General features: G+C 65.6%; 21 protein-coding genes. 8 read left to right on the plus strand and 13 right to left on the minus strand.

The annotated features are described in order from the left end of the window. The first annotated feature begins 167 nt into the window (after positions 1–167). The 3 genes from ACSE4D_RS06170 to fabG all read left to right on the plus strand — a co-directional run bounded on the left by ACSE4D_RS06170 (position 168) and on the right by fabG (position 3,524). Positions 168–1,442, plus strand: a complete 1,275-nt coding sequence (locus ACSE4D_RS06170) for a CaiB/BaiF CoA transferase family protein (RefSeq protein ID WP_436326798.1) — start codon at positions 168–170, stop codon at positions 1,440–1,442. A 75-nt stretch (positions 1,443–1,517) separates the two neighbouring features. Continuing rightward, positions 1,518–2,681 (plus strand): acyl-CoA dehydrogenase family protein, encoded by a 1,164-nt coding sequence (locus ACSE4D_RS06175; protein WP_135540704.1) that lies wholly within the window; start codon positions 1,518–1,520, stop codon positions 2,679–2,681. 30 nt (positions 2,682–2,711) lie between these two features. Continuing rightward, positions 2,712–3,524, plus strand: a complete 813-nt coding sequence (gene fabG, locus ACSE4D_RS06180) for a 3-oxoacyl-ACP reductase FabG (RefSeq protein WP_135540702.1) — start codon at positions 2,712–2,714, stop codon at positions 3,522–3,524. Positions 3,525–3,582: 58 nt separating this feature from the next. Here the strand turns inward: fabG and ACSE4D_RS06185 are convergent, their stop codons facing one another. Together ACSE4D_RS06185 and ACSE4D_RS06190 are read right to left on the minus strand one after the other, a co-directional pair. Then, entirely contained in the window at positions 3,583–4,896 is a 1,314-nt protein-coding gene (locus ACSE4D_RS06185) for an acyltransferase family protein (protein WP_425119712.1), read from the minus strand. Between the two features lie 105 nt (positions 4,897–5,001). Beyond that, a complete protein-coding gene (locus ACSE4D_RS06190) occupies positions 5,002–6,966 on the minus strand; it encodes an amidohydrolase (RefSeq protein ID WP_135540698.1) in 1,965 nt (654 codons plus the stop codon). 69 nt (positions 6,967–7,035) lie between these two features. Between ACSE4D_RS06190 and ACSE4D_RS06195 the strand changes: the two genes are divergently transcribed. Next, positions 7,036–7,515, plus strand: coding sequence for a hypothetical protein (locus ACSE4D_RS06195; RefSeq protein WP_135540696.1), 480 nt, complete (start codon positions 7,036–7,038; stop codon positions 7,513–7,515). Positions 7,516–7,638: 123 nt separating this feature from the next. Here the strand turns inward: ACSE4D_RS06195 and ACSE4D_RS06200 are convergent, their stop codons facing one another. The 6 genes from ACSE4D_RS06200 to ACSE4D_RS06225 form a co-directional block, all read right to left on the minus strand. After that, complete coding sequence (locus ACSE4D_RS06200) at positions 7,639–8,394, minus strand: iron ABC transporter ATP-binding protein (RefSeq protein ID WP_436326799.1); 756 nt, start codon at positions 8,392–8,394, stop codon at positions 7,639–7,641. Beyond that, entirely contained in the window at positions 8,391–9,494 is a 1,104-nt protein-coding gene (locus ACSE4D_RS06205) for an iron chelate uptake ABC transporter family permease subunit (protein ID WP_436326800.1), read from the minus strand. Before ACSE4D_RS06205 ends, ACSE4D_RS06200 begins: the two co-directional genes overlap by 4 nt. Positions 9,495–9,532: 38 nt before the next feature. Next, positions 9,533–10,567, minus strand: a complete 1,035-nt coding sequence (locus ACSE4D_RS06210; protein ID WP_135540789.1) for an ABC transporter permease — start codon at positions 10,565–10,567, stop codon at positions 9,533–9,535. Next, the gene (locus tag ACSE4D_RS06215) at positions 10,567–11,556 is read right to left on the minus strand and encodes a siderophore ABC transporter substrate-binding protein (RefSeq protein ID WP_135540692.1); all 990 of its coding nucleotides are present in this window, start codon (positions 11,554–11,556) and stop codon (positions 10,567–10,569) included. The genes ACSE4D_RS06210 and ACSE4D_RS06215 overlap by 1 nt, the downstream gene beginning before the upstream one ends. A gap of 182 nt (positions 11,557–11,738) precedes the next feature. Continuing rightward, the gene (locus ACSE4D_RS06220; protein ID WP_135540690.1) at positions 11,739–12,704 is read right to left on the minus strand and encodes an inositol monophosphatase family protein; all 966 of its coding nucleotides are present in this window, start codon (positions 12,702–12,704) and stop codon (positions 11,739–11,741) included. A gap of 550 nt (positions 12,705–13,254) precedes the next feature. Then, positions 13,255–13,530, minus strand: coding sequence for a hypothetical protein (locus tag ACSE4D_RS06225; protein WP_425119714.1), 276 nt, complete (start codon positions 13,528–13,530; stop codon positions 13,255–13,257). 244 nt (positions 13,531–13,774) lie between these two features. Here ACSE4D_RS06225 and ACSE4D_RS06230 point away from each other — a divergent pair, with 244 nt between their 5' ends. Further along, complete coding sequence (locus tag ACSE4D_RS06230) at positions 13,775–16,789, plus strand: FAD-binding and (Fe-S)-binding domain-containing protein (RefSeq protein ID WP_436326801.1); 3,015 nt, start codon at positions 13,775–13,777, stop codon at positions 16,787–16,789. Between the two features lie 95 nt (positions 16,790–16,884). Here ACSE4D_RS06230 and ACSE4D_RS06235 read toward each other — a convergent pair whose 3' ends face one another. Further along, the gene (locus tag ACSE4D_RS06235) at positions 16,885–17,274 is read right to left on the minus strand and encodes a universal stress protein (protein WP_135540688.1); all 390 of its coding nucleotides are present in this window, start codon (positions 17,272–17,274) and stop codon (positions 16,885–16,887) included. 403 nt (positions 17,275–17,677) lie between these two features. On the opposite strand from ACSE4D_RS06235, the gene ACSE4D_RS06240 reads away from it, so the two are divergent. Further along, positions 17,678–18,745, plus strand: a complete 1,068-nt coding sequence (locus tag ACSE4D_RS06240) for an IS110 family transposase (protein ID WP_436326802.1) — start codon at positions 17,678–17,680, stop codon at positions 18,743–18,745. Positions 18,746–18,842: 97 nt separating this feature from the next. Here ACSE4D_RS06240 and ACSE4D_RS06245 read toward each other — a convergent pair whose 3' ends face one another. Continuing rightward, positions 18,843–19,820, minus strand: a complete 978-nt coding sequence (locus ACSE4D_RS06245; protein WP_436326803.1) for a GlxA family transcriptional regulator — start codon at positions 19,818–19,820, stop codon at positions 18,843–18,845. Positions 19,821–19,889: 69 nt separating this feature from the next. Between ACSE4D_RS06245 and ACSE4D_RS06250 the strand changes: the two genes are divergently transcribed. After that, entirely contained in the window at positions 19,890–20,498 is a 609-nt protein-coding gene (locus ACSE4D_RS06250) for a cysteine hydrolase family protein (RefSeq protein WP_436326804.1), read from the plus strand. Between the two features lie 24 nt (positions 20,499–20,522). On the opposite strand, the gene ACSE4D_RS06255 is transcribed toward ACSE4D_RS06250, so the two are convergent. Next, positions 20,523–21,557 (minus strand): helix-turn-helix transcriptional regulator, encoded by a 1,035-nt coding sequence (locus tag ACSE4D_RS06255; protein ID WP_436326805.1) that lies wholly within the window; start codon positions 21,555–21,557, stop codon positions 20,523–20,525. A 178-nt stretch (positions 21,558–21,735) separates the two neighbouring features. Between ACSE4D_RS06255 and ACSE4D_RS06260 the strand changes: the two genes are divergently transcribed. Further along, a complete protein-coding gene (locus tag ACSE4D_RS06260) occupies positions 21,736–22,341 on the plus strand; it encodes a mycothiol transferase (protein WP_436326806.1) in 606 nt (201 codons plus the stop codon). A gap of 87 nt (positions 22,342–22,428) precedes the next feature. Here the strand turns inward: ACSE4D_RS06260 and aceB are convergent, their stop codons facing one another. Beyond that, the gene (gene aceB / locus ACSE4D_RS06265; RefSeq protein WP_426936775.1) at positions 22,429–24,045 is read right to left on the minus strand and encodes a malate synthase A; all 1,617 of its coding nucleotides are present in this window, start codon (positions 24,043–24,045) and stop codon (positions 22,429–22,431) included. Positions 24,046–24,320: 275 nt separating this feature from the next. Further along, the gene (gene aceA / locus ACSE4D_RS06270) at positions 24,321–25,631 is read right to left on the minus strand and encodes an isocitrate lyase (protein ID WP_135540684.1); all 1,311 of its coding nucleotides are present in this window, start codon (positions 25,629–25,631) and stop codon (positions 24,321–24,323) included. Positions 25,632–25,761 lie beyond the last annotated feature (130 nt).

Below are 25,761 nucleotides of genomic sequence, written 5' to 3' on the forward strand. Positions count from 1 at the left end.
GAGGCCGAACACACGCCACAGACGTCGCAGAGCCACATATCAGTGCGGCCCCAGCGCCGCACCGGCGCCGCCCGGACACCGATCGCGGCCGGCTGCAACCCGGCACCGCCCGAACGCCGATCGCGGCCGGTTCCGCCAGACCACGACAGACGGGAAGACATTCGCCGATGGAGCAGTCGACCACCGCCGCAGACGATCACCGCCGCTCCCCTGCCCACGACCCTGCCCACGACCCTGCCCACGACCCTGCCCACGACCCTGTCCGCTCCCCTGCCCACGACCGCCTCGAGGAGTTCCTCCCCCGCGACGGGTCCGGGCCGCTGTCGGGGCAGCTCGTCGTCGATTTCTCCCGCGTCCTCGCCGGCCCCTACTCGACGATGATGCTCGCCGACCTCGGGGCGACGGTCATCAAGGTGGAAGGGCCCAAGGGCGATGACACCCGACATTGGGCGCCGCCGGTGCGCGACGACGATGCCACCTATTACCTGTCGGTCAACCGCAATAAGTACGACATCGTCCTCGACTTCGCCGACGCCGAAGATCTCCAGGTCGCTCAGAAGCTGGCGGCCCGTGCCGACATCATCGTCGAGAATTTCAAACCGGGCGGTCTGAAGAAGTTCGCACTCGACTACGACAGCGTCACGGAGTCCAATCCGAACGTCATCTTCGCCTCGGTCACGGGGTTCGGCCCGCAGAATCCGCTTCCCGGCTACGATCTGCTCATGCAGGCACTGTCGGGTTTCATGTCGGTGACCGGCAGCCCCGAAGGATCGCCCTACCGCGCCGGAGTCGCTGTCTTCGACGTCATCACCGGGCTGCACACCACGATCGGCGTCCTCGCCGCCGTCGCACACAAGACGCTGACCGGCGAGGGCCAGCTCGTCGAGACCAACCTCATGTCCTCGGCCATGTCCGGCCTGGTCAACCAGTCCGGCGCCTATGCCGCCGCGGGTGTCACTCCGACCCGGATGGGCAACGCCCACCCGAGCCTGTACCCGTATCAGCCGATGGCCGCGAAGTCCGGTGAGCTCATCATCGCCGCGGCCAATGACGGCCAGTTCGCCATCCTCGCCGAGGTGGTCGGACGACCCGATTGGTGCGACGATGCGCGGTTCGCCACCGCGAAGAACCGCAACGCGAACCGGGACGCCCTCGAACCCGAGCTGCTCGAGGCCCTCCAAGCCCACACCGCACAGGAATGGTTCGACAAGCTCTCGGCCGCGGGCCTGCCCTGCGCCCCGATCAATACGATCGCCGAAGGCGTCGAACATGCGAAGAGTCTCGGTCTCGAACCTGTCGTGGAGACCGGCAGCGGCGAGCGCATCATCCCGACGGTGCGCAATCCGATCACCCTGTCGAAGTCCGAGGTCTCCTACGATCTCGCCCCACCCGAACTCGGTGCCGATTCCGACCGCATCCGCGACTGGCTCGACACCCTCTAGACGGCACCCCGCCCGGCACACCAGCAGCTCCACACACCCGCACCGCAGCGACCACCGTTCGAAGGAGACACACTCATGGACACCACAGAACTCGATGACATCCTCGCCGCAGTCCGCGAATTCGTCCGCGAGAAGGTCGTCCCGCTCGAGACGCAGGTCGAGGACGAGGACGCGTTCCCCGAGGCGATCATCAGAGAATCCGCCGAGATGGGCCTCTTCGGCTGGGCTCTGCCCGAGGAGTACGGAGGCCTCGGACTCAACGCCGAACAGGATGCCCTCCTGGCCATGGAACTCGGCTACACGACGCCGTCGTTCCGGTCGCTGTTCGGCACGAACAACGGCATCGCCGGGCAGGTGCTCGTCAACTACGGCACCGACGCACAGAAGTCCGCATGGCTGCCCCGCCTGGCCTCCGGCGAGGTCGTCGCGTCCTTCGCGCTGACCGAATCCGAGGCCGGTTCCGATCCTTCGGGCCTGCGGACGAAGGCCGTGCGCGACGGCGACGACTACATCATCAACGGCTCCAAGCGCTTCATCACCAACGCCGAGGCCTCCGACGTGCTCATGGTCTTCGCCCGCACCGACCCGAACGCCACCGGGTCGAAGGGCATCTCCGTCTTCCTCGTTCCCACCACGGCAGAGGGCGTGACCGTCGGCCCGCACGACCACAAGATGGGTCAGGCAGGCGCCTGGACCTCGGAGATCTTCTTCGACGATGTCCGCGTGCCCGCTGCCAACCTCATCGGCGGGGAAGAGGAGAAGGGCTTCTACGCGGCCATGGCCTCACTGAACAAGGGCCGGCTGCACATCGCCGCGATCTGCGTGGGCCAGTCCATCCGCATCCTCGACGAATCCGTCCGCTTCGCCGCCGAGGCGAAACAGGGCGGGGAGCCCATCGCTCGCTTCCAGCTCGTCCAGGCGATGCTCGCCGATATCTACACCGACACCGCCGCAGCGAAGTCACTCGTGCTCTCGGCCGCACAGCGCTGGGACGAAGGCACCGATCGCAAGCTCGGCCCCTCCTCGGCGAAGCTCTTCGCTTCCGAAGCACTCGCCCGCATCGCCGACACGGGCGTGCAGATCCAGGGCGGAATGGGCTACATGCGCGAGTCCGCGGTCGAACGCTTCTACCGCCACGCCCGGCTGTTCCGCATCTACGAAGGCACCTCCGAAGTCCAGCGCGTCGTCGTCGCCCGGCAGCTGCTGAGCGGCGCGCACAAGCCCCAGTTCAACCTCTGATCGAGCCCGTCTCTGACGAAAGGAATCACCATGACCGAATCCACCACCGCAGCGAGCACCGGCATCACCGTCACCGAAACCGGCGGGGTCACCGCCGTTCCCGGCCTGCTGACCGGGAAGGTCGCCGTCGTCACCGGCGGCGGGCAGGGGCTCGGCCTGGCGATGGCCCGCAGCCTCGTCGACTCGGGCGCGAAGGTCGTCCTCGGCGATATGAATGAAGAGAACCTGCAGGCGGCCGTGACCGAACTCGGCGGTGAGGGCTCCGCGGCCGGGGTCGTGTGCAATGTGTCCGACCTCGATGCCGTCGAGAAACTCGCCGAGGCGGCCACCAGCATCTTCGGCGGCGTCGACATCTGGGTCAACAACGCCGGCATCACCCGCGACTCGACGATCCGGAAGATGACCGAGGCACAGTTCGACGACGTCATCTCCGTCCACTTGCGCGGCACCTGGAACGGCCTCAAAGTCGCCACGGCGCTCATGCGCGAACAGGACCGAGGCGGGTCGATCATCAACGTGTCCTCGATCAGCGGCAAGGTCGGCAACCCCGGACAGTCGAACTATTCGGCGGCGAAGGCCGGAATCGTCGGCATGACGAAGGCCGTGTCGAAGGAGGTCGCGTTCAAGAACATCCGCATCAACGCGATCCAGCCCGGCTTCATCAACACCGCGATGACCGCGGCCATGCCCCAGCACGCCATCGATTCGAAGCTCGCCGACATTCCGCTGGGGCGTGCCGGTGAACCCGAGGAGGTCGCCTCGGTGGTGCTGTTCCTGGCCTCGGGCCTGTCCAGCTACCTCACGGGCACGGTCACCGAGATCTCCGGCGGCCGCCACATCTGAGATTCGCCGAGGCGGGGCGACGTTCGGTCCCGCCTCGGCGAAATCAGTCTCGTTGTGCTCAGTCCTCGGCGGTCCGCCGGCCGGGCAGGCGGACGACGCCGAAGGCGAGCATGCCGACGATCGGCAGCAGCGGCCAGATCCAGGTCACACCGTGCCCGTCGACCATCCCGGTATCGGCCATGATCGCCAGGCCCGCGCAGATCGCGGCCGAAGCGGCGATCGGCATCCATGTCGGGGGTGCGGGACGGTCGTCGGGCTGCGGTGATTCGAAGCGACCGAAGATCGCCACGAGCACTCCGGTGATCGCCAGCAGCGCGATGGCCCACAGCGGCCGGGTCAGCCACCAGATCCCGGTCAGCGGTTCGGGCAGCACAGCGTCGGCGTCGAGGCCGATGAGCACATTGGCCAGTGCCGTGAGCGCGGTCAGGTGCCAGAGGAACCAGGTCATGATGCGCTGATTGACCATAACGGTGACGAACCACAGACCGGGGCTGCGCAGCAGTGCCGCCAGTGGGCGCCTCAGCATGAGGACGATGCCGGCCTGGGCCATGCCGAGGAAGGCCATGGTCACGCGGGTCGGCGAGGAATTCGAGATGGCATCGGTGCCTGCCGTGATCATCGACACCGGGTAGGGGCCGAATCCGACGAGGAGCCCGAGGCCGATCGCGCCGATGGCGAAGAGCGCCGCGCAGCGTTTGAGGCTGGTCAGGCGGTCATCGAGCCAGGCGTAGCCGAACTGGTGGAAACTCGCCCACACGAGCAGGTAGTTCGGGTAGCCGGCGAGTGTGCTCTCGGTGGCGATGCTGATGACGTCGATGACTCCGGCGAGGCCGATGCCGACGATGATCGACCACCATCCCCATTTCTCCCACAGGATCAGGCAGGGTGGGGCGACGATGACGACGAGCAGGTACGCGGCGAGGAACCAGGTCGGCACCAACGCCATCTGGGAGGCCAGCTGCACGGCCCCGGGCTCGGCCCCGGCGGCCACGGCGATGACGCAGGTAGCCAACCACACGAGCAGCAGCGGGATGAGCGGCAGGCCGAGGCGGCGCAGGCGAGCTCGCAGCCATTCGGCATACCCGATGTTCCGCCGCCTCGCCGAGCGCCACGACAGAGCGTTGGAGTAGCCGCCGACGAGGAAGAAGATCGGCATCACTTGGAACACCCAGGTCAGCGGGTGCGTCCAACGGGCTTGATCGAGCAGACCGTGCGGGTTGATGCCGCCGCCGACGCTGACGGCGATGATCGTCCAATGCCCGAGGACGACGACGGTGATCGCGGCCGCGCGGAGGAAGTCGACTTCGCGGCTGCGGGTATCCGGGGTGGCCTCATCGACCTTGAGAGCCTGAGCCAGAAACGAACGAGGCATGAGCGGGGATCCTTCACGGTCAGCGGCCGGGGCCGGTTTGGGCCTGGCCGAATCAGTGGCCCGGCCGGGCGGGGCCGGTTTCGGCGTGGGCGGCCGGGCCAGCGGTCAGGCTTCGTATTTGATCTCGCCGCCGACGACGGTGAGCGCGACACGGGTGTCGCGGATCGCCTCGGCGTGGGCGAACAGCGCTTCTTCGGAATCGTAGCCGAGGAGCCCGTCGGTTCCGTCGACCTCCGCCCGATCCGGTCGTGTCGATGTTCCCTGCACAGCCGCCTCGGCGCTCACCCCTTCGGCCGCACAGGAGTCGGCGTTGAACCCGTCGGCCCGGCAGGAGTCGGCGTTGAGCCCGTCGGCCGCGCACGGATCCGTGTCGACGACGATGAAGTCCGCGTCCATGCCCGGTGCCAGATAGCCGCGCCGCGATTCCAAACCGGCGGCGAAAGCCGGCCCCTGCGTGTGCAGACGGATGGCCTCGGCGGCGCTGAGCCGACGCGCGGGCTGAAAGCTCGTCGATGCGTCCCCTGAGATGTTCGCCCTGGTCATCGCCGCGTAGATCGCGGCGAACGGGTTGGCAGGTTCAACGGGCCCATCGGAGCCGAAGATCACTTGGGCACCCGCAGCGAGCAGATCCGGCCAAGCATAAGCGGCCAGCTGCGCGGATTCGTCGATGAGGTGGAGCAGGTGCAGGTCGGAGATGCAGTGCCGGGGCTGCATGGACGCGAGCACTCCGAGTTCGGCGAAGCGGGCGACGTCGCCCGGCTGGATGAACTGGGCGTGTTCGACACGGTGGCGGAACGGCCGGTCGAAGCGTTCCTCGGCGGCCGCGGTGATCTCGCGCAGACGTTCGAAGACTTCGAGCACGTGGTGGTTGGCTTGGTCGCCGATGGCGTGGATGGCCACGGAGATGCCCGCCTCGGTGGCGATGCGGGCCTGGTCGAAGAGTTCGTCCTCGGTCATCTGTGCGATGCCGAAGTTCTCCGCCTCACCGTCGGTTTCGGGAAACGGTGAGGACATGTGCGAGGTGTGGGAGCCGAGCGCGCCGTCGGAGAAGAGTTTGAGCCCGCCTCTCTGCAGCCAGTCGTCTCCGTCGCCGGTGTGCCAGCCGGTTTCGATCGCCCACGGCACTTCGGGTCCGCGCAGGAAGAGCGTGACCCGCATGTCCTGCCGGTCGGCTTCGCGCAGGTCGTTCCATCCCAGCGTCGAGGCGATGCCGTCGAAGTCGTGGATGCCGGTCAGTCCCTGGGACAGGAACAGCTTCTGCGTGACGGCGAGGCGTTCGACCTGCTCCTCACGGCTGAGTTCGGGGATGAAGCGGGCGACGAGGTCGGTGGCGTCTTCGCGCACGAGGCCGGTGAGCTGCCCGTCATCGTCGCGGACGAAGCTGCCGCCTGAGGGATCTTCGGTCGACGCGTCGATGCCGGCGATCTCGAGGGCGTGGGCGTTGGCCCACAGGGTGTGCAGGTCGAGGGACCACATCGCCACGGGATGGTCGGGCACCTCGGCGTCGAGCAGCGTCCGGTCCGGGCAGGACGGGTCGTCCCATTTGTTGAGGTCCCAGCCGGAGCCGACAACCCAAGTGCCCACGGGGAGGGAATCTGCTCGTTCGCGGATGGCGGTGACCGCCTCGGCGAGGGATTTCGTCTGGGACAGATCGAGGTCGGTCAGAGAATCGGCGTACATGATCGAGTGCATGTGCCCGTCGACGAATCCCGGGAGGATGACCTGCCCGCCGCAGTCGATCTCGTCGATTTCGAGGCCGGGGATGACCGTGGTCGCTCCGACCCCGCCCGCCGAGGCGAGCGCCGCCGTCGTCGACGATTCCGCGGCGGCGATGTCGAGGAGTTCGGCCCGGGTGCCGACGGCGACGATGGTCTCACCGTCGACGAGGATCGCATCGGGTGCGACGGATGGGCGGGTATCGTCGGAGTGGGCGGCATTATCCGGGTGGCCGGCGGTCGCGGGGTGAGTGGATTCGTCCGGGCGAGCGGCATCGTCCGGGTGGGGATCGGCACTGTCGGGGCGAGCGGCGGGCGCAAAGGTGCGCACAACGGCGTTGGAGAACAGACGCATGGGCACCAGTCTAAGTGCCGCCTCAGCTCCCCCACGAGCAGCCTTTCTACCGGGAGTAGAATGCTGGGCATGGCCAACTTCTTCAGCACTCAGGACACCCGGCTCGCGGCGGGAGCACGCATCCTTCTGCCGGCGGTGTGGCTCGGGCTCATCATCGGTATCTCGCTCATCGAGGCGCCGCTGAAGTTCACCGCCCCGGGGATCACGATTCCGCTGGGGCTGGGCATCGGGCGTCTGGTCTTCGGGGCGATGAACTGGGTGGAGCTCGTCATCGCGGTGATCCTGCTGTGGGCGATGCTGAAGACCGGTGTCGACCGTGTCTATCGAGCCCTGACCAGCGGTCTCATCGGCATCCTCATCATCAAGGTCATCGTCATCCGCCCCCTGCTCAATGAACGCACGAATGCCGTGCTCGCCGGCACCGACGACGGCGGATCGGCCCTGCACCTGTTCTACATCGCCGCCGACGGGCTCCTCATCATCGGCCTCGTCACCACGCTCGTCGTCGCCGTCCGTCGTTGGGTGACGGTGCGGCCCGCTGCAGGGTGACGTTCCGTCCCGTCGCCGTCCGACGCCGGGTGACACTCCGCCCCGCTGTGGATCGCCCCACCCAACCACCAGCCACCAGCCACCAGCCACCAGCCAGCTAACCGGCCAGACCAGCCGAACGTGTCAGTAGTAAACGGCCAGCGGCCCGCGCGGACCGTCGATGACTTCGACCGGGGTGTCGAACACCCTGGACAGCACCTCGGCGGTCATCATCTTCTCGGGAGTGCCGAACTCGACGACCTCGCCGTCCTTCACCGCGCAGATGTGGTCGGCATAGTGGCCGGCGAAGTTGATGTCGTGGAGGACGATGACGATGGTCCGGCCCATCTCGGCGGCGGCTGCGCGCAGGTGCTGCATCATCTGCACCGACCGTTTCATGTCGAGGTTGTTCAGCGGTTCGTCGAGCAGCACATAGTCGGTGTCCTGGGCCAGCACCATCGCCACATAGGCGCGTTGCCGCTGCCCGCCGGAGAGTTCGTCGATGAACCGGTTCTCCAGCTCACCGAGTTCGAGGAAGTCGATGGCCTGGGAGATGATCTCCTCATCGGCGGTTGTCAGACGCCCCTGCGAATGCGGGAAGCGCCCGAACCCGACGAGCTGCCTGATCGTCAGACGGGTGATGAAGTGGTTCTCCTGGCGCAGGATGGATACGATCTTCGCCAGATCCTTCGACTTCGTCGAACTGACGTCGAAACCGGCCACCGAAATCGCCCCCGAGTCCAAGCCCAGCAGCCGGCCGATCATCGTCAGCAACGTCGACTTTCCGGCACCGTTCGGGCCGACCAGAGCGGTGACTCCTCCGGCCGGGATCTGCAGGTCGACGGGCCCGATCGAGACCTCGTCGCTGTAGGATTTGCGGACCGAGTCCAGCGTGATCACAGGCGCCCCTTCCGCAGGATGACAAGCAGGAAGGCGCCGCCGCCGACGATCTCGATGATGACCGACACGACCCCCTCGGCGTAGAAGATGTTCTTCATGACGAAATACGCTCCACCCAAGACGACGAACCCGATGAGGGCCGCCATCGGGAAGAGCCGCTTGTGGTCATAGGTGTCGGCGAACTGGTAGGCGAGCAACGCGACGAGGAATCCGAGGAAGACCATCGGGCCGATCATCGACACGGACACCGCCATGAGGATGGACACGAAGAAGAGCACTTTGAGCAGTTCGCCCTTGAAGTTCAGCCCCAGGTTGCTCGTCATATCCCGGCCCAACGCGAGCACGTTCAACCGCGACGAGCTGAGATAGAGGCCGAGGCACGCGAGCACGCACAGTGGGATCGACACCGGCAGGTAGCTCGAATCCGAGTTCGAGATCGATCCGAAGAGCCGTGCGGAGAGGATGTCGAATTCGCTCGGCGTCAGCGTCCGCTGCATGAATGTCGCGACCGAGCCCAGTCCCCCGCCGATGACGACGCCGATGAGCAGCATGAGCGCCACCGACGAGTGCCGACCGGACAGCAGCCACCCGTAGAGTGCCAGCGACAACCCGACCATGAGCGCCAGTTGGACGACGAAGGGGACGAGCCCCTTGAGTTCGACGATCGCGGTGACCCCGAAGAAGTACATCGCCGAGGTCTGAATCGCCACGTACAGGGACTCGAATCCCATGATCGACGGCGTGATGATCCGGTTGTTCGTCACCGTTTGGAAGGCGACCGTCGCGAAGGACTGGCACAGTGCCACCATGACGATGACGACGAGGTTCGTCAGCCGCAGCTTCGCGATCAGCCAGAATCCGGGGTCGCTGATGGGCATGGGATTGTCCCACGCCAGGATGCCGCCGGCGATACCCGCCGCGGCGAGCGCGAGGACGATAATCATCGTCCAATATCGGCGCACCGACCTGGCCGTCGGCAGCGGTCCGGACGCACGCTGAGCAGCGGCACCCTGAGCAGCGGCGGAACCTCGCCGTGGCGGCTCACCGTCCCGCACGTCCGCAGCGGCCCGGCCGGCCGCCTCGGCGTCGGTGTTCGTCATGGGGTCTGCGGGGATTTCGTCCTTTGCGCGCACGGCACTCACCCGACCTTCCGCTGACGCAGCAGCAGGGCGACGAACACGGCAGCGCCGACGACGCCGAGGATGAGGGAGACGGGGACTTCGAAGGGCATGACGATGATCCGACCGATGAGGTCGCAGACAGTGACGATGGCGATGCCCAGCAGGCACACCCACGGCAGATTCGAGCGCAGGTCGTCGCCGCGGACGAGTGAGACGATGTTGGGCACGATGAGTCCGAGGAACGGCAGGTTGCCGACGACGACGGTGACCACGCCTGTGGCGACGGCGACGAAGACGGTGCCCAGCAGCAGGATCTGGTTGTAGTTGAGGCCGACGTTCGTGGCGATCTCCTTGCCCAGGCCGGCCACGGTGAAGCGGTCGGCGAGGATGAAGATCGCGACGACGACGGCCGCGACGATCCACAGGGTCTCGTACTGGCCGCGCAGAATCGAGGTGAAGCTGCCTGCGAACCAGATGCCCAGGCTCTGCAGCATATCGGTCTGAACGGCGACGAAGGTCGACACGGCACCGACGACGGCGCCGAGCATGATGCCGACGATGGGCACGATGAGCGAGGATTTCAGTGACACTCGCCGGAGGAAGAGGAAGAACACGAGGGTGCCGACGAAGGCGGCGATGATCGCTCCGACCATCCGCGCGACGATCGAGGCATCGGGGTAGACGATGACGGTGAGCATGAGCCCGAGGCCCGCCCATTCGGTGGTGCCGGTCGTCGTCGGTTCGACGAAGCGGTTCTGGGTGAGCAGCTGCATGACCAGCCCGCACATCGCCATGGCCGCTCCGGCCAGGACGAGGGCGATGGTGCGCGGAATCCGCGTGATCTGGAACATCTGAGCACCGCCGTCACCGCCGAAGATGTCGTAGACACCGGTGAACAGCGAGACCGCGAGCAGGAGGGCGACCCCGAGGACGCCCAGCAGCAGCGGCCATCCGAAGAGGGGTCCCTTCGCCGAGGCGGCCCCACGTGGAGACTCATCCGGCCGGTTGCCTCGGGAGTCCTTCCGACGTCGGGCCGCCTCGGCGATGGTCATCACTTCTGGTCTTCGAGCTTCTCAGCGAAGTCGTTGAAGAACTCCGTGTAGGTCTGAATGCTCTCGTTGAGGTAGGTGTCCTCGGGGAAGTACACGATCTTCTCGTCCTTGATCGCGGGGACGTCCTTGAGCGCCTCGGAGTCCTCGAGCACCTCGGCGGCCGGGGCCGAGCCCTCATCGCGCTTCTCCGGCGCGAAGGAGGCATCACGGTCGAGGACGATCATGAGGTCGGGGTTCGACTTCGCGATCGCTTCGACGGAGACATCGTCGCCCTGATGGTCCTCGGTGCCGTCCTCGACCTCGAGGGCCGGGGCGAGGTCGAGGATGTCGAACACGGGCCCGACGGTGCGTCCGACCGAGGGAGCGGCATAGCCGATGTCACCGGCCGAGGTGATCAGCCCCATGGCCTTGTCATCACCGTCATAGGCGGACTTGGCGCGGTCGATGGAAGCGTCGAAATCATCGACGAGCTTCTTCGCTTCGTCCTGCTTGCCGAAGATCTCGCCGAGCACCGTGGTCTGACGGCGCAGCTCGTCGTCGAAGTCCTCGTCGTCGCGGGGATCGAGTTCGAGCACGACCGCCTCAGGGGCGAGCTTGGCCAGATCGTCGTGGAACTGGGCGAAGCGCTGGCCGTTGATGATGAGGTCGGGCTTGGCTTCGACGACCTTCTCGAGGTCGGGTTCGCGGTGGTTGCCGAGGTCGAGGATCGACTCGTCCTTCGTGTAGTCGAGGTCGTCGCTCATGAGGGACACGGCTCCGCCGCTGAGTTCGACGCCCCAGTCGCTGAGAGTTTGGAACGTGCGGTTGTCGGTGGCGACGACGGACTCCGGCGGGGAGTCAACGGTCTGTTTGCCGTTGTTGTCTTCGACCTCGATCGTGGTGTCAGCGCCGTCGGCCTGTGCCGAATCGGAATCAGAGGAGCCGCAGCCGGCCAGAGCAAGAGCGACAACGCCTGCCAGGGCGCTCAGTTGAAGGCGAGTCGAAACCATGGGGTCCTACTTCCTGGGATGAACGAATCAGAGAAACGTGTGCACACACTGAAAGTAAGCTTAGCCTATGCTTTGAAAATAAAGTCAAAGAAATATGACGTTATCTGCATCACACCTGATGAGCGGTTTGCGGCGCAGAGAGCCCAGCGCGGCTCGGCCGGCGCGGGCGGGGCGAGGTCGGTTCAGATGGCGGCGACGAGCCGATCGACCTCGGCCTGGGCGTCGGCTGCGGCGGTCGGACCGCCTGCTCCCCCGCGGCTGACCTTGAGTCCTGCCTCTTCGACGATGACCGCACCGCCGGCGTAGTCGTAGATGCCCAGGCCCCGTTCGGCGTAGCCGTTGACGCGGCCTTCGGCGACCATGCACAGGTCGATGGAGGCCGCGCCGCAGCGCCGGAGATCGTCGTAACCGCTCATAAGGTTCTCGAGTTTGGCCAGCTGTGGGCCGCGATTGTTCCCGGTGTAGGCGAACCCGGTGGCGAGCAGCCGTCCGGACAGCCCGCTCGGCGTACCCCGCAGCCGGCGGGCGGGAATATTCGCCGAGGCGGCCGTTCCGTAGTCGGCCAGTCGACCCTCGACCCGGTAGGCGCCGAGGCCCTCGGCCGCCAGCCAAGTGGCACCCAGCCCCGGTGAGGCAACGAGCCCGATGCGCCAGCCGCCGAGACCGAGACCGGGATCGGTGTCCGGCTTCTCGCAGACACCGACAGAGAAAGCATGGTGTTCGATGTTCCGGACATAATTCACGGTTCCGTCGATGGGGTCGACATGCCACTCCAGCGCCGGGCCGTCGTCGCTGAGGTCGGCGAGCAGCCGCGCCTCGGCATCGTAGGCATGGAGCCGGCGAAGGATATCGGCCGAGAAGAATTCGACCGGGTCGAGTGCGTCCGCCCCCTCCTCGCCGACCATGAGATCGTGGGGCCTGACCCGCGAGAGGTACCCGCGGACGAGTGCCTCGATCTGCGCATCGGCCTTGGTGACGAGGTCGTTCGGCGAGGTCTTCGTGTCGACGACCCGCGCATCGAGGCTCGCTCCGAGCAGTGACCTCCAGGCGAGCATCTGCTCCCAGGCCATGACAGACAGGTCGGACGCGATGCGAATGAGGGGAAGGTCGACGATCTCAGCGGGCAGTGATTCGGGCTCGGAGTTCATATCGCCACTCTAGACAAGACGCCTCTCACCACGCCTGCGGGTCCGGAGTCCGGTCGGCCGCACGCCGAACGCCCCGGACCCGCGGTGCAGCCGAACGCCCGCTATCGGGGCGTGAACAACCGGTCCGCCTGTAACAAGACTGCAATACTGCGGCGAGTATGTCGTTCTTGTATCTAAGCCGCTGATAGCCGCATCATGCCGTGGGAGCTCACCAATTGACCTGCCCACGAACCCGCCCGCAGCTGCCGGTGTCGGTCGCGGGGAACTTCAGTTTCGCATCGACAGATCGAGCGAATCAAAACATGATTATCCATATGGGCCGAACTGCCGGTTCCCGTCATTACACACCACCTGCCCCATTGTCAGCACAATGAAAATTCCTGTCGCCGAACGGCTCCGAGAATCGGCCATACAACGGTCAGGTACCGCCCATGCAATACACAAGGGCGGTGACCCCATCTCGCCGATGGATCACCGCCCCTGTTCGAGCGCGGGAAGAATGAAGGTCCGGGGAGTCGATGCTTCTTGCCTCGACCCCTTGATTCCGGGCTCAGACGGGGTCTGCGACCTCCGATTTCGGTTCGCTGCGCTTGACCGGTCCGTGCCGACGCACGATCTCCTGCACCGCCTGCGAGGAGGTGCCGGCCGCCTCGGCGATCGCCCCGAAAGTCGCGCCCTCTTCGCGCGCCCGAAGAATCGCCATCACATAGTCGGTGTTGATTTTCGATCGCTGCCGAGCGACCTTTCTGACCGCCCCGACTAATGCGGCCTGATCTACTGTCAATTCACGAGCTCGACGAGACATGGCTTCTTCCCTTGCATTCATGTAGTGGCCCCTTGCCACGAATTGGTGTAGTCCCATTAGATACCACGAATATGTCAATACACCAAGAATTCCCGGATATAGGAACTCAAACTCCACAAAGCCGTCGTTCTGAGCTTGTCTGATAACGAAACGATAACGGTTCCGGTGTTGCCCGATGACCCTGACGACCCTGCAGGTGTGGGCGGAGGATCTCGAGAGTGAAAGGGTCTCGATGTTCCGGCAACCCAAGTGGCACAATGCGAACATGACGACTATGGCCCATCCCACCGGAGCGAATCGGGCGACCGTCGACGAAGACGAGTCCACGACAACGCTTCCCGCCACCCTCGCGACCGAGTTCCGCGCAGTCGGCATCCGCGACTTCAGCATCGACGACACGGACCGTGCCGCCTACTCCTCCGATGCCTCGCTCTTCAGGCTTGTGCCCGCCGCCATCGTCTTTCCCCACGACGAAGAGGAGGTGCGTGGCGTCCTCACGATCGCCCGCCGCCTCGGCGTGCCGATCACCAGCCGCGGAGCCGGCACCTCGATCGCCGGCAATGCCATCGGCCGCGGCATCGTCCTCGACTTCTCGCTCCATATGAATACCGTCCTCGACCTCGACCCCGACGCACAGTCGGCCTGGGTTGAAGCCGGCTGCATCCACGCCCACCTGCAGGAGAAGGCCAAACCGCACGGTCTGCGCTTCGGTCCCGATCCGTCGACGCACACCCGCTGCACCATCGGCGGAATGATCGGCAACAACGCCTGCGGCCCCCGCGCCCTGGGCTACGGACGCACCGGCGACAACATCCTCGCGCTCAAGGTCATGCTCATCGACGGCACCGTCGTCACCCTCGACGACGCGGACGCCTCCGCGACCTTCCCGCGTCTGCACGAACTCGTCGCCGAGAACCTCGGCACCATCCGCACGAACTTCGGCACCTTCTCCAGACAGGTCTCCGGCTACGGGCTCGAGTCGCTCCTCCCGGAGAACGGCTTCGACCTCCGCCGTGCCTTCGCCGGCACGGAAGGCACCTGGGGTGTCATCCTCGCCGCGAAGATACGCCTGGTCAAAGACCCGAGCTTCACCTCAGCAGTGGTGCTCGGCTACGAGGACATGGTCGCGGCCGCCCATGATGCGCCGCTGCTCAAGGACTTCCCCGTAGCCGCGTGCGAAGGCCTCGACTCACGCATGCTCAACCGAGTCATCGACACCAAGGGCGCCGAGGCGGTCCCCACGCTGCCCGAGGGCGCGGGCTGGCTCGTCGTCGAACTCACCGGTGAGGACGAAGCCGAAATCGAGCAGGAGACCCAGCGCCTCATCGCCGAATCGCAGGCCCTGGACTCCTCGGTCCTCGACGCCGCGGCCGCCGCCGCGGTGTGGGCGATCCGCGCCGACGGCGCCGGTCTGGTCTCGCGCACCCCCGATGGTCGCGACGCCCACGCCGGGTGGGAGGATTCAGCGGTCCCGGTCGACCACCTCGGCGATTATCTGCACGATCTCATGGCTCTGCTCGACGAACACGGCCTCTGGGGGATCCCCTATGGTCACTTCGGTGACGGCTGCCTGCACATGCGGGTCGACTTCCCGCTCGAGGACCCGACCGGACCGCAGGTGATGCGCGACTTCATGGTCGCGGCGACGAAGCTCGTCGCCCGCTACGGCGGTTCGGTCTCCGGTGAGCACGGTGACGGTCGGGCACGTTCGGAGCTGCTGAGCCTCATGTACACACCGGCGGCGATCGATCTGTTCGCCCAGGTCAAGAAGCTCTTCGATCCGCAGCATCTGCTCAACCCCGGTGTCATCGTCGACCCGGATGCGCTCAATGAGTCGCTCCGACTGACGCAGCTGCCGTTGCGGCAGGAGCTTCCGGGACAGTTGGCGATGGCCTATGAGGGTGAGTCCGCGGGCTTCGCCTCGGCGGTGCATCGGTGCACCGGCGTCGGCAAATGCCGCGCGGATTCGGCGGCCGCCGGCGACATCATGTGCCCGTCCTACCAGGCCACACGCGATGAACGGCATTCGACCCGGGGACGCGCTCGGGTGTTGCAGGAGATGGTCTCGGGCGATCTGCTCGAACCGAAATGGGACTCGCCTGAGGTGCACGAAGCTCTTGACCTGTGCCTGTCGTGCAAGGCCTGCGGGACCGAGTGCCCCACCGGAACGGACATGTCCACGTATAAGGCCGAGGTCCTCTACCAGTCCTACAAGGGCAAGCTGCGGCCGATGAAGCATTATTCGCTCGGGTTCCTCCCGCAGCTCGCGCGCCTGGTCACACCGGTGGCACCGGTGCTCAATCGGGTGTCGGGCCTGCCGGGACTGTCGACCGTGGCGAAACGGATCTCCGGCATCGATGTGCGCCGGTCGATTCCGCAGTTCGCGGCCACGACGTTCCGCAGATGGTGGACATCCACCGCCGAGGCGGGGCCGCGTTCGGGCGCGGACGCCGCGCCCAGCGCGAAGGCCCAGACATCGGGGGCCAAGTCATCGGGTGCGCAGACATCGGGTGCGCAGTCGGACGAGTTGCGGTTGGTGCCGCGGCCGAGCGCCGAGGTGATCCTGTTCGCTGATTCCTGGTCGAACCATTTCGCTCCGCGCATCCTCGCCGCGGCCGTGGCCGTGCTCGAGCACGCCGGCGTCACAGTGCGGGTGATCGATCAGACCGTGTGCTGCGGCCTGCCGCTCATCTCGACCGGGCAGCTCGATGCGGCAAAGGCGAATCTCGCGGAGACGATCACCGCCCTCGACGCCACCGGTGATGTCCCGATCGTCGGCGTCGAACCCTCCTGTCTGGCCACGCTCAAGGACGATTCGGCCAAGCTGCTCGCCGATGACGCCTCGCGTCGGGTGGCTGCGCGCGTGCAGACCCTTGCCGAGTATCTGCTGAGCATCGGTGCCGAACTGCCGGATCTGTCCGGGGTCGACGCACTCGTTCAGCCGCACTGCCATCAGTCGGCGATCTTCGGCACCGCTGCCGACAGAGAGCTGATGGCCCGGACCGGCGCCAGCACCGAGTTCATCGGCGGCTGCTGTGGCCTGGCCGGGAACTTCGGCGTCGAGGAAGGGCATTACGAGACCTCGGTCGCCGTCGCCGAGGTGGCCCTGTTGCCGGCGCTGCGAAAGCGCGGCAAGGCGGGGACGGACGACTCACGGCTGGAAGTGGTGCTCGCCGACGGGTATTCGTGCCGGACTCAGATCACGGATCTCAGCGACGCCGAAGGCGTGTCATTGGCCGAGCTGATCGCCTGGGGGTGGGGGCTGGAACCGCGCCGGTAGCGCGGACGAAGCTCCGCCTCGGCGAGAGCGGATCTGCACCTCGGCGACGCGGATGGTCGATTCGACGCTTACGGCGCCGCCTCGGCGAAGTGCGCTCAAGCCTTCGCGGTGAGGACCGGGACCTCGGCTTCGAGGAGGATGCGCTGCGCTTGGGAGCCGAGGATGAACTTGCCGATGGCCGAGCGCTTGCGCAGTCCGATGACGATGAGCTGCGCTTCGTGTTCGACGGCGAGGTCGTTGAGCGTGCCCGGCAGATCGTCTTCGTGATCGGGCTGGAGCACCTCGACGTCGATATCGGATTCCCTGCCGAGGTCGACGATCCGTTTGATCTCGTCCTCACCGATCTCCGTCGGCGTCCCGCTGGCACCTCGTCGCTGCGAGTTGATCACGACGGCAGTGCTCGACCGCAGCTTGGCTTCCGCGAAACCCGCACGCAGAGCAGCCTCACCCTCGGGAGCAGGTAGGTAGCCAATGAGAATCGTCATGGCCCCCAGTATATGGACTCTCCGATGATTCGTTCACTTCGGGACCATCGCAAGGTCAGATTCATCGTCACTGACGCCCTCACTCGTCCCTCCCAGAACTACTGTGAGTATTGATAGTGGCTGGTCTGGGACTGGCTGGCAGAGTAGGAACTGACCGTCCCATCGATCATCATGACCCGCAGAACTACTGACTCGAACGATGTCCTCGTCGGGATCTGTCTGATGATCGGTGGGCGGTCGGCACCGGCTCGGCCCACATCGATAACTTGATCAGAAGGTTGTCCGTTCCTGACCGAACGTGACTCATCACAGTAGTGTTTCGACGTGACTATCTCCCGGACCGGAGCCGACCGTTCGACGGTCGGACCTCATCCGTTCTGACACAGGAGAATCACGAACCGTCATGACTATCATCTCGCATTTATACGCGTTTGTCGTTGGCGTCGACACCCACGCGAAGAACCACGTCTACAGTGTCCTCACCAACACTGGTGAGCACGTCGACACTGCTGCATTCCCGACCACGAAAGCTGGCCTGAAACGGGCGCTGCTGTGGGCCGGTCGCCGTACCGGCGGGGACCTCGACACCCTGTGGGTGATCGAGGGTATCGGCACTTACGGGGCGATCCTTGCCGACCATGTTGCCGACAACGGGTACACAGTCGCCGAGGCCGCCAGCATGAATGCTCGTGACCGGCATGCCACGGGCAAGGATGACCGGATCGATGCCCGACGGATCGCTGGCACGGTCCTGTCGATGGATGAGTCGCGGCTGCGGTTCCCCCGGCAGGCTGATGGGCCGCGTCAGGGACTGCAGATCCTGGTCAAGGCGCGGGAGTCCATGACCCGGGAGAAGACCCGGACTGTCAATGCGCTCACCGCGCTGTTGCGTACTCATGACCTCGGTATGGATGCGCGTCGGAAACTGTCGGTCGTCAAGATCCACGCGGTTGCGAAGTGGCGGATCAGGAACGAGTCTGTGGCACTTACCGAGGCTCGTCGGGAAGCGATTCGGTTAGCCAAACGCGTCGTCGAAGTCGATGCCGATATCAAGGACTACGCCACCCGGATCGAAGCTTTGGTCAAGGACAGCCCGGCTGCGGTGTTGCTGGCTGAGCCGGGGTTTGGTCCGATCACCGCGGCTGTGTTCTACCTGGCGTGGTCGCATCCTGGGCGGGTGCGTTCAGAGGCTGCGTTTGCGAAGCTGGCGGGGGTCAGCCCGATACCGGCGTCGTCGGGGAATGTGGTGAGGTTCCGGCTTAATCGCAGTGGTGATCGTCGGTTGAATTCTGCGTTGTACATGGTGGCCATCACGCGGCTTTCTCACCAGAAGAGGTCCCAGGCATACATGGCTAAACGGCTTGGCGAGGGGAAGACGAAGAAGGAGACCATCCGGTGCATGAAGCGTCACTTGGCCCGTTCTGTGTATCGCATTCTCGAGGCCACGAACTCGATCGGCCAAGCCGCTTGACAGACATAGAAGGATCCCGACGGCGGCCCAGCAACCTTGCGCGAGGTTGCTGGGCCGCCGTCGGGTAGTACGGAAGGGAGTGGGGTTGGGTGCGGAGTCAGACTGCCGGTGCGAAGCGTGCGCGATAGTCTCGCGGACTGAGCCCGAACCGAGAGACGAAGTGCTTGCGCAGATTGTCCTGTGTACCCATACCCGAATCAGCCGCGACGATCTCGATCGGCGCCGAGGTGGACTCGAGCAGCAGTCTGGCCACGTCGAGCCGCAGACTGATCAGCCAATCGTGCGGGCTGGTGCCCAGCAGCGACGCGAACGTCCGATAGCAGGTGCGCTTCGAGAGTCCGAGTTCCGTGGCGAACCGCGCCACCGACCAGTCCTCAAAGGGCTTCGACCTCACGCGGTCTTCGAGCAAGCGGAAGTCCTCGGCCGCGCTGTTCTCAACCTCGTGATCGATGAACTGTGCTTGGTTGCCCGACCGGCGCAGCGGAATCACCATCGACCGTGCGACGACACCGGCGACCGTCGCCCCGAGGATCGACTCGAGGAGGTGAATCAGCAGGTCCGCCCCGGCACTGACCCCGGCCGAGGTCCAGACCCCGTCACCGCCGACGAAGATCTCGTCAGCGGTGACGTCGACCATGGGGAACCGTTCACCCAGCGCCGAGGCGAATCTCCAGTGCGTCGTGGCTCGTCGACCATCGAGCAGTCCCGCTTCGGCGAGCGCAAACGCGCCCGTGCACAGCCCCGCGACAGTCGCTCCGCCTTCGTGAGCACGCCGGATCCATGCGATCTCTTCCTCATCGAGGCGACCCAATCGTCTGTCCGACCCGGGAACGATGAGGAGATCCGGGACATCGGCAAACCCGGTGAGTTCGACTGTTGCTCCCGAGTCGCAGGACGCCCGTGGCTGCGCTCCTACCAGGCGCACATCATGGCGCGGCAGTCCTCGATCGCTGCGGTCGGAGAATACCTCGAGGGCGGTCGCGAGGTCGTACATCCGCGCCTGCTCAAACACGAGGATGTCGACGCGCAGTCCCTGTCTTCCCGTCCCCCGGTCCGAGCCCATGGCAGAATCCATGGCACAATCCTATCGAATGGTGTCACTCGTGCCGCCGACTTCCTCGCGGCGAACGACTTGAATGCAACCATGACTACGAACACCTCAGAGAACCCCCACCCGACCACGGCGCTCATCGTCATCGACATGGAACAGGGATTCCTCGATCCCAGCTGGGGAGTCCCTCTCGATCTCGAAGGCTGCCGGACGAACGTGGCCGCACTCATCGCCGACTTCACCGCGCAAGGGCTGCCGATCGTGCTCGTCCGCCATGACAGCACGCACCCCCACTCGCCCTTGCGCGTCGGCCAATCCGGAAACGACTTCTTCCCCGAGATCGCTGCCGCCGTCCCCGATCTGCTGGTGACGAAGACCGTCAACTCATCGTTCCTCGGCACTCCGGATCTGGCCGAGTGGCTGCGCGAACGCGGCATCGATGCGATCGTCCTGGCCGGAATTCAGACGAACATGTGCGTCGAGACCACAGCCCGGATGGGCGGAAACCTCGGGTTCACGGTGACGGTCGCCCTCGACGCGACGACGACCTTTCCGCTCAGCGCGACTGGCACCACACCGAACTCGCCCTCGCTGAGCGCGGAGCAGCTCATCGAGGCCACTGCGGTCAATCTCTCCGGCGGCGGCTTCGCCGAGGTGACAACGACCGAGTCGCTGCTCTCGCGGCAGCCGCGTTCTGCCTGAGGCTCCGAGCCCGACCGGTGCGGTTCACTCGCCCGCGCCCAGCGGCGACTTCCCCGTCTGACCGATGGACTGCGCCCGGTCGGCCAGCGCCGTCAATTCGGCTAACAGCCCGTCCGGTTCGATGATGTCGAAAGGTGCGGGAGTCATCGCGACCATCACCGCCGCCCATCTCAGGTCCTCGACACCGAAGGTGACACGGACACCGTCGGCAGCCTCGGTGATCGTCGCCGCTCGGCTCGGGAACCACCGTCTCGCTTCCCCGACACCCGCATCGGTCCGCAGAACCACTGTGTGCCGGTACGCGGCCGAGGTGACTGCGGAACTCACGGCTGCCTCGGCGTCGGGATGGTCCCTGGGGGAGAACACGAGGGTCGTCGCGTGGACGCCGCCCATCCGATCGAGGCGGAAGACGCGCCAATCGCTCCGCTCAAGGTCCCAGGCGTAGAGGTACCAGTGACCGCCGAGGACGACCAGTTGCGCGGGCTCGACGCGACGGGCCTGCCCCTTCGCGCCATGGGCTTGATCCTTCGGGTCGGGTGTGTCCGTTTCGCTGGTCGCGGTGGTCTCTCCCCATGACGGCGGGCGCTTCCGGTAGTCGAAGGTCGCGACCGTGCGGGCGGTGATGGCCGCGGCGAGGGTGATGACCGCGTCGAGGTCGACTCCTGGGACGTGTCCTTCGGGAACGGAGACCGCGGTGCTGATCTCATCGACGGCCGTGCGCGCCTCCGGAGGGAGCATGCCGCGCAGCTTCTCGGTCGCGGACTCGGCATTCGCGGTGTCCAGCCCCGCGCCGCGCAGCAGGGTGAGCCCGACGGCCGTGGCCAATGCCTCCCCTGCCTCAAGCTGCAGAGGCGGGAGCATCGTTCGGGACTCGGCACGGTAGCCGCCGGCGGTTCCAGGCACGGATCTGATGACGTAGCCGAGCTCGCGCAGCTCGGCGATGTCGCGCCTGATGGTCCGCGGTGTGCACTCGAAATGACCAGCGAGCTCCTGCGCCGAATACGTCCGATTCGACGCGAACATCCCCAGCAGCGACAGCAGCCTCGTCTCTGATCGCATGGCGACTCCCCTTCGGTACGGTGCTCGGCTGTTCACTCGGTTCGGTGCGGTGATCACCTCGACGCCGCGGCCTTTTCGATGACACCGCTTAATGCGGACACTATATGTCCTCATGGAGGTCAATACTCGAAAACACGAACCGGAACACCGGATCGAACACGGACGATCAGGAGAGATCATGGCTTTCTTCGCACCCAGCGTCACCGACGAGACCGATGCAGCCTTCAGCTTCCTCACCCAGCAGTGCTCGCAGCTCAAACTCACCGCTCGCGGCCTCACCGATGAGCAGTCAGTCAGCACCCCGACGGCCAGTTCTGCCAGCATCAAAGGCCTCATCGCCCATGTCGCTCAGGTGATCAACGGTTGGCTCAAGCAGGTCGAGAACCCCGAGCGTGTGGTGCCCTTCGAGGAGTTTCCTGCGATCAATGCCGAGCTCGGCCTCGCGGGGATGTTCGACAGTTCCGCCGTCCCCGATCTCGACATCGCCGAGGTGGTGGAGATCTTCGAGCGCGTCATCGCCGGCATCGACGAGGTCCGGCAGACCGTCATCGACACGGGTGTCGATCTCGGGGCAGTGAGCGCGACCCCGCCGAATCCGTGGATGCCGCAGGACTTCGTCATGTCCGTGCGCTGGATCCTCCTGCATCTCAACACCGAGGTGGCCCGGCATGTCGGTCACGCCGACATCATCCGCGAGTCCATCGACGGAGCGATCGCCTATCAGCTCAACGCCGAGGCCGACGGCGAGCCGTGGCCGCCCGAGGGCATGGACGACTGGTCCTGACGCCCCCACCTATCCCTCCCAGAACTACGTGACGGCGGCCCAGCAACCTTGCGCAAGGTTGCTGGGCCGCCGTCGGGTAGTAATTGGTCAGGCTACGGAGGCCTCGGTCGCGGCCTTCTTCGACACCCGGTCGACCAGGTGCTCGGTGTAGGCCGGCATCGTGAGGAACTCCGCGAAGGGCTCGTCGAGGGCCGTCGTGCGGAAGATCTCCACTGCCTCGTCGAGGTGATCATCGGGACGACGATCCATCGCCGCCAGCTCCTCGCCGAGGTAGCGCTCAGCCAGGTGACGGGTCAGCTTCTGCCCATTGTCGAGAGTCACCTCATGGTGGATCCACTGCCAGATCTGCGAGCGGCAGATCTCCGCGGTCGAGACATCCTCGAGCTGGTTCTCCAACGCCACGTGACCGTTGCCGCCGAGCCATTCGTTCATGTACCCGATGGCCACACGGATGTTCACCCGCACGCCCTCTTCGGTCACGATCGGCTCGAGACCGGTGACGTCGAGGATGTTCTCACTGGTCACCTGCACATCGGGTCGCATGTTCTCCAGCTGGTGCGGCTTCGAGCCCAGAGCCGCGTCGAACACGGCCAGAGCGGCCGGCACGAGAGCCGGGTCGGCGACCCAGGTGCCGTCGAAGCCCTGCCAGGCCTCACGAGCCTTGTCCTCACGCATGCGTTCGAACTCGGCAGCGACGAACGCTTCGTCCGGATGGTCGGACATGAGGTTCGACATCGTGCCGATGGCGTGCGCACCACGACGGTGGCAGGTCGCCACCAGACGATCGGTGAACGCCTTCATCAGCGGCAGGTCCATCGTCAGGCGCTCCCGGTCGGGCAGCACGTAGTCGGTGGCGTTGCGCAGGTTCTTCACCACGGAGAACAGGTAGTCCCAGCCGGCCGCCTCGAGACCGGCGCAGTGCTCACGCAGTTCGAAGAGGATCTCTTCCATCTGGAACACCGCGGTGATCGTTTCGATGTGAGCGGTGGCGCGGATGGTGCCCTGCTCGATGCCGAGCATGTTCTGCGCACGGACGAAGATCTTGTTCCACAGACGTGCTTCCTGCGAGGACTCGAGCTTCGGCAGGTAGAAGTACGGGCCGGAGCCGGCGTCGATGAGGTGGCGGGCGTTGTGGAAGAAGTACAGACCGAAGTCGACCAGTGCACCGGAGGCGGCGAATTCGCTGCCGCTGTCGTCGACGTAGAGCAGGTGCTTCTCCGGCAGGTGCCAGCCGCGGGGACGCAGCCCGATCGTCGGCTGCTGGTTCGGGTTCTTCACTCCGGGCAGCTGTGCACGGATGGCGCGGTAGAGGTTGAGCTGACCGCCGATGATGTTGGCCCAGGTGGGGCTCGTGGCGTCTTCGAGGTCGGCCAGCCACACCTTCGCCTGCGAGTTCAGCGCGGCCACGACTTCGGTCTCGGTGACCGGGCCGGTGAGTTCGACGCGGCGATCTTCGAGTCCGGGAGCTCCTGCCGAGCCGGCGACGGTCCAGGACCGGTCGGCGCGGATGCGGGCGGTCTCCGGCTTGAAGCGCGGGAGGGTTCCGCCGTTCATCTCGGCCTGGCGATTGCGGCGTGCCCGCAGCAGATCGGCGATGGTGCCGGCGAACTCGTCGTGGAGTGTGGCGATGAACGTCAGAGCGGGCTCCGAGAGGACGGTGCCGAAGCCGGTTTCGAGCGGCGCGTTGATCTTGATGTAAGACATGGGCTTCTCCTCACCCGTCGTAGTGTGCTGCCGGAGTGTCAGTGCTGCCGGAAGGTGTCATTGCAGTGGAAGTGATGCGGTGCTTGTGTGGTGCTGTGGGGGTTCGTGCCGTGAAGTAAATGGTCGCTGCCATCGGTGGGTGTGACGGCGCGGACCGACAATGCAAACCCCGTGAAAACATTGCCGATCCGCGCCGGGTTCCAAGCGGCCGATGGCCGGTGCCGCACCCGGGCCGCGAAGCCCGGGCGGGCGGGGCTCCGAAGAGCCGGTCGGACTCAGCTGAACTGAGCGGTCTCGGTCGAACCGGCCAGAGCCGTCGTCGAGGACTCCGGGTTGAGCGCGGTCGAGACCAGGTCGAAGTAGCCGGTGCCGACCTCGCGCTGGTGGCGGGTTGCGGTGTAGCCGCGATCCTCGGCGGCGAACTCGCGCTCCTGCAGCTCGACGTAGGCCTTCATCTGCTCGCGGGCGTAGCCGTGGGCCAGATCGAACATCGAGTAGTTCAGGGCGTGGAAGCCGGCCAGGGTGATGAACTGGAACTTGTAGCCCATGGCTCCGAGCTCGCGCTGGAACTTCGCGATGGTCGCATCGTCGAGGTGCTTCTTCCAGTTGAACGACGGCGAGCAGTTGTAGGCCAGCATCTGGTCCGGGTACTCCGCGTGGATCGCATCCGCGAATTCCTTCGCGGCGGCGAGGTCCGGGGTGGAGGTCTCCATCCACAGCAGATCCGCGTAGGGAGCGTAGGACAGACCGCGGGCGATGCCTGCTTCGATGCCGTTGCGGATCTTGTAGAAGCCCTCGGAGGTGCGCTCACCGGTGACGAACTGCTGATCGCGCTCGTCGATGTCCGAGGTCATGAGCGTGGCCGCCTCGGCGTCGGTGCGGGCGATGACGAGGCTGGGCACGTTCTCCACGTCGGCAGCCAGACGCGCCGCGTTCAGCGTGCGGATGTGCTGCGAGGTCGGAACGAGGACCTTGCCGCCGAGGTGGCCGCACTTCTTCTCAGAACCGAGCTGATCTTCGAAGTGCACACCGGCCGCGCCGGCATTGATCATCGAACGCATGAGCTCGTAGACGTTGATCGAACCGCCGAAGCCTGCTTCCGCGTCGGCGACGATCGGAGCGAACCAGTCATCGACCTGCTTGTTGCCTTCCGAGGTCTCGATCTGGTCGGCACGCATGAGCGCATTGTTGATGCGGCGAACCACCTGCGGAACCGAGTTGGCCGGGTAGATCGACTGATCCGGGTAGGTCTGGCCGGCTGCGTTCGCGTCGGCGGCGACCTGCCAACCGGAGAGGTAGATGGCGTTGAGACCGGCCTTGACCTGTTCGACGGCCTGGTTGCCGGTCAGCGCACCGAGTGCGTTGACGTATTCGCCGGACTTGATGTCGCTCGAGCTGATCTGCTTCCACAGGCGCTCGGCACCGTGACGGGCCAGCGTGTGCTCCTCGATCAGAGATCCGCGCAGTTTGACGACGTCCTCGGGCTCGTAGTCGCGAGCGATTCCCGACCAGCGGGCGTTGGTCGCCCAGTCGCGGCGGATCGCCTCAGCATCGTGCAAGCTGTTCTGCGTGGTGTTCTCAGTCATTGTCCTTCACTTTCCCTTTCGTTCGGGGTTGTTGATGTATCCAGTCTGCGGGGGCCGCAAGGGTTCAGGTAGGGGATTTTCGGATGAATAAGTGCGAAATTTCCGGTTTCAGAAATTTCCTCGTTCTGTC

This window comes from Brevibacterium sp. FAM 27836 (assembly GCF_051351055.1).
GTDB lineage: Bacteria > Actinomycetota > Actinomycetes > Actinomycetales > Brevibacteriaceae > Brevibacterium.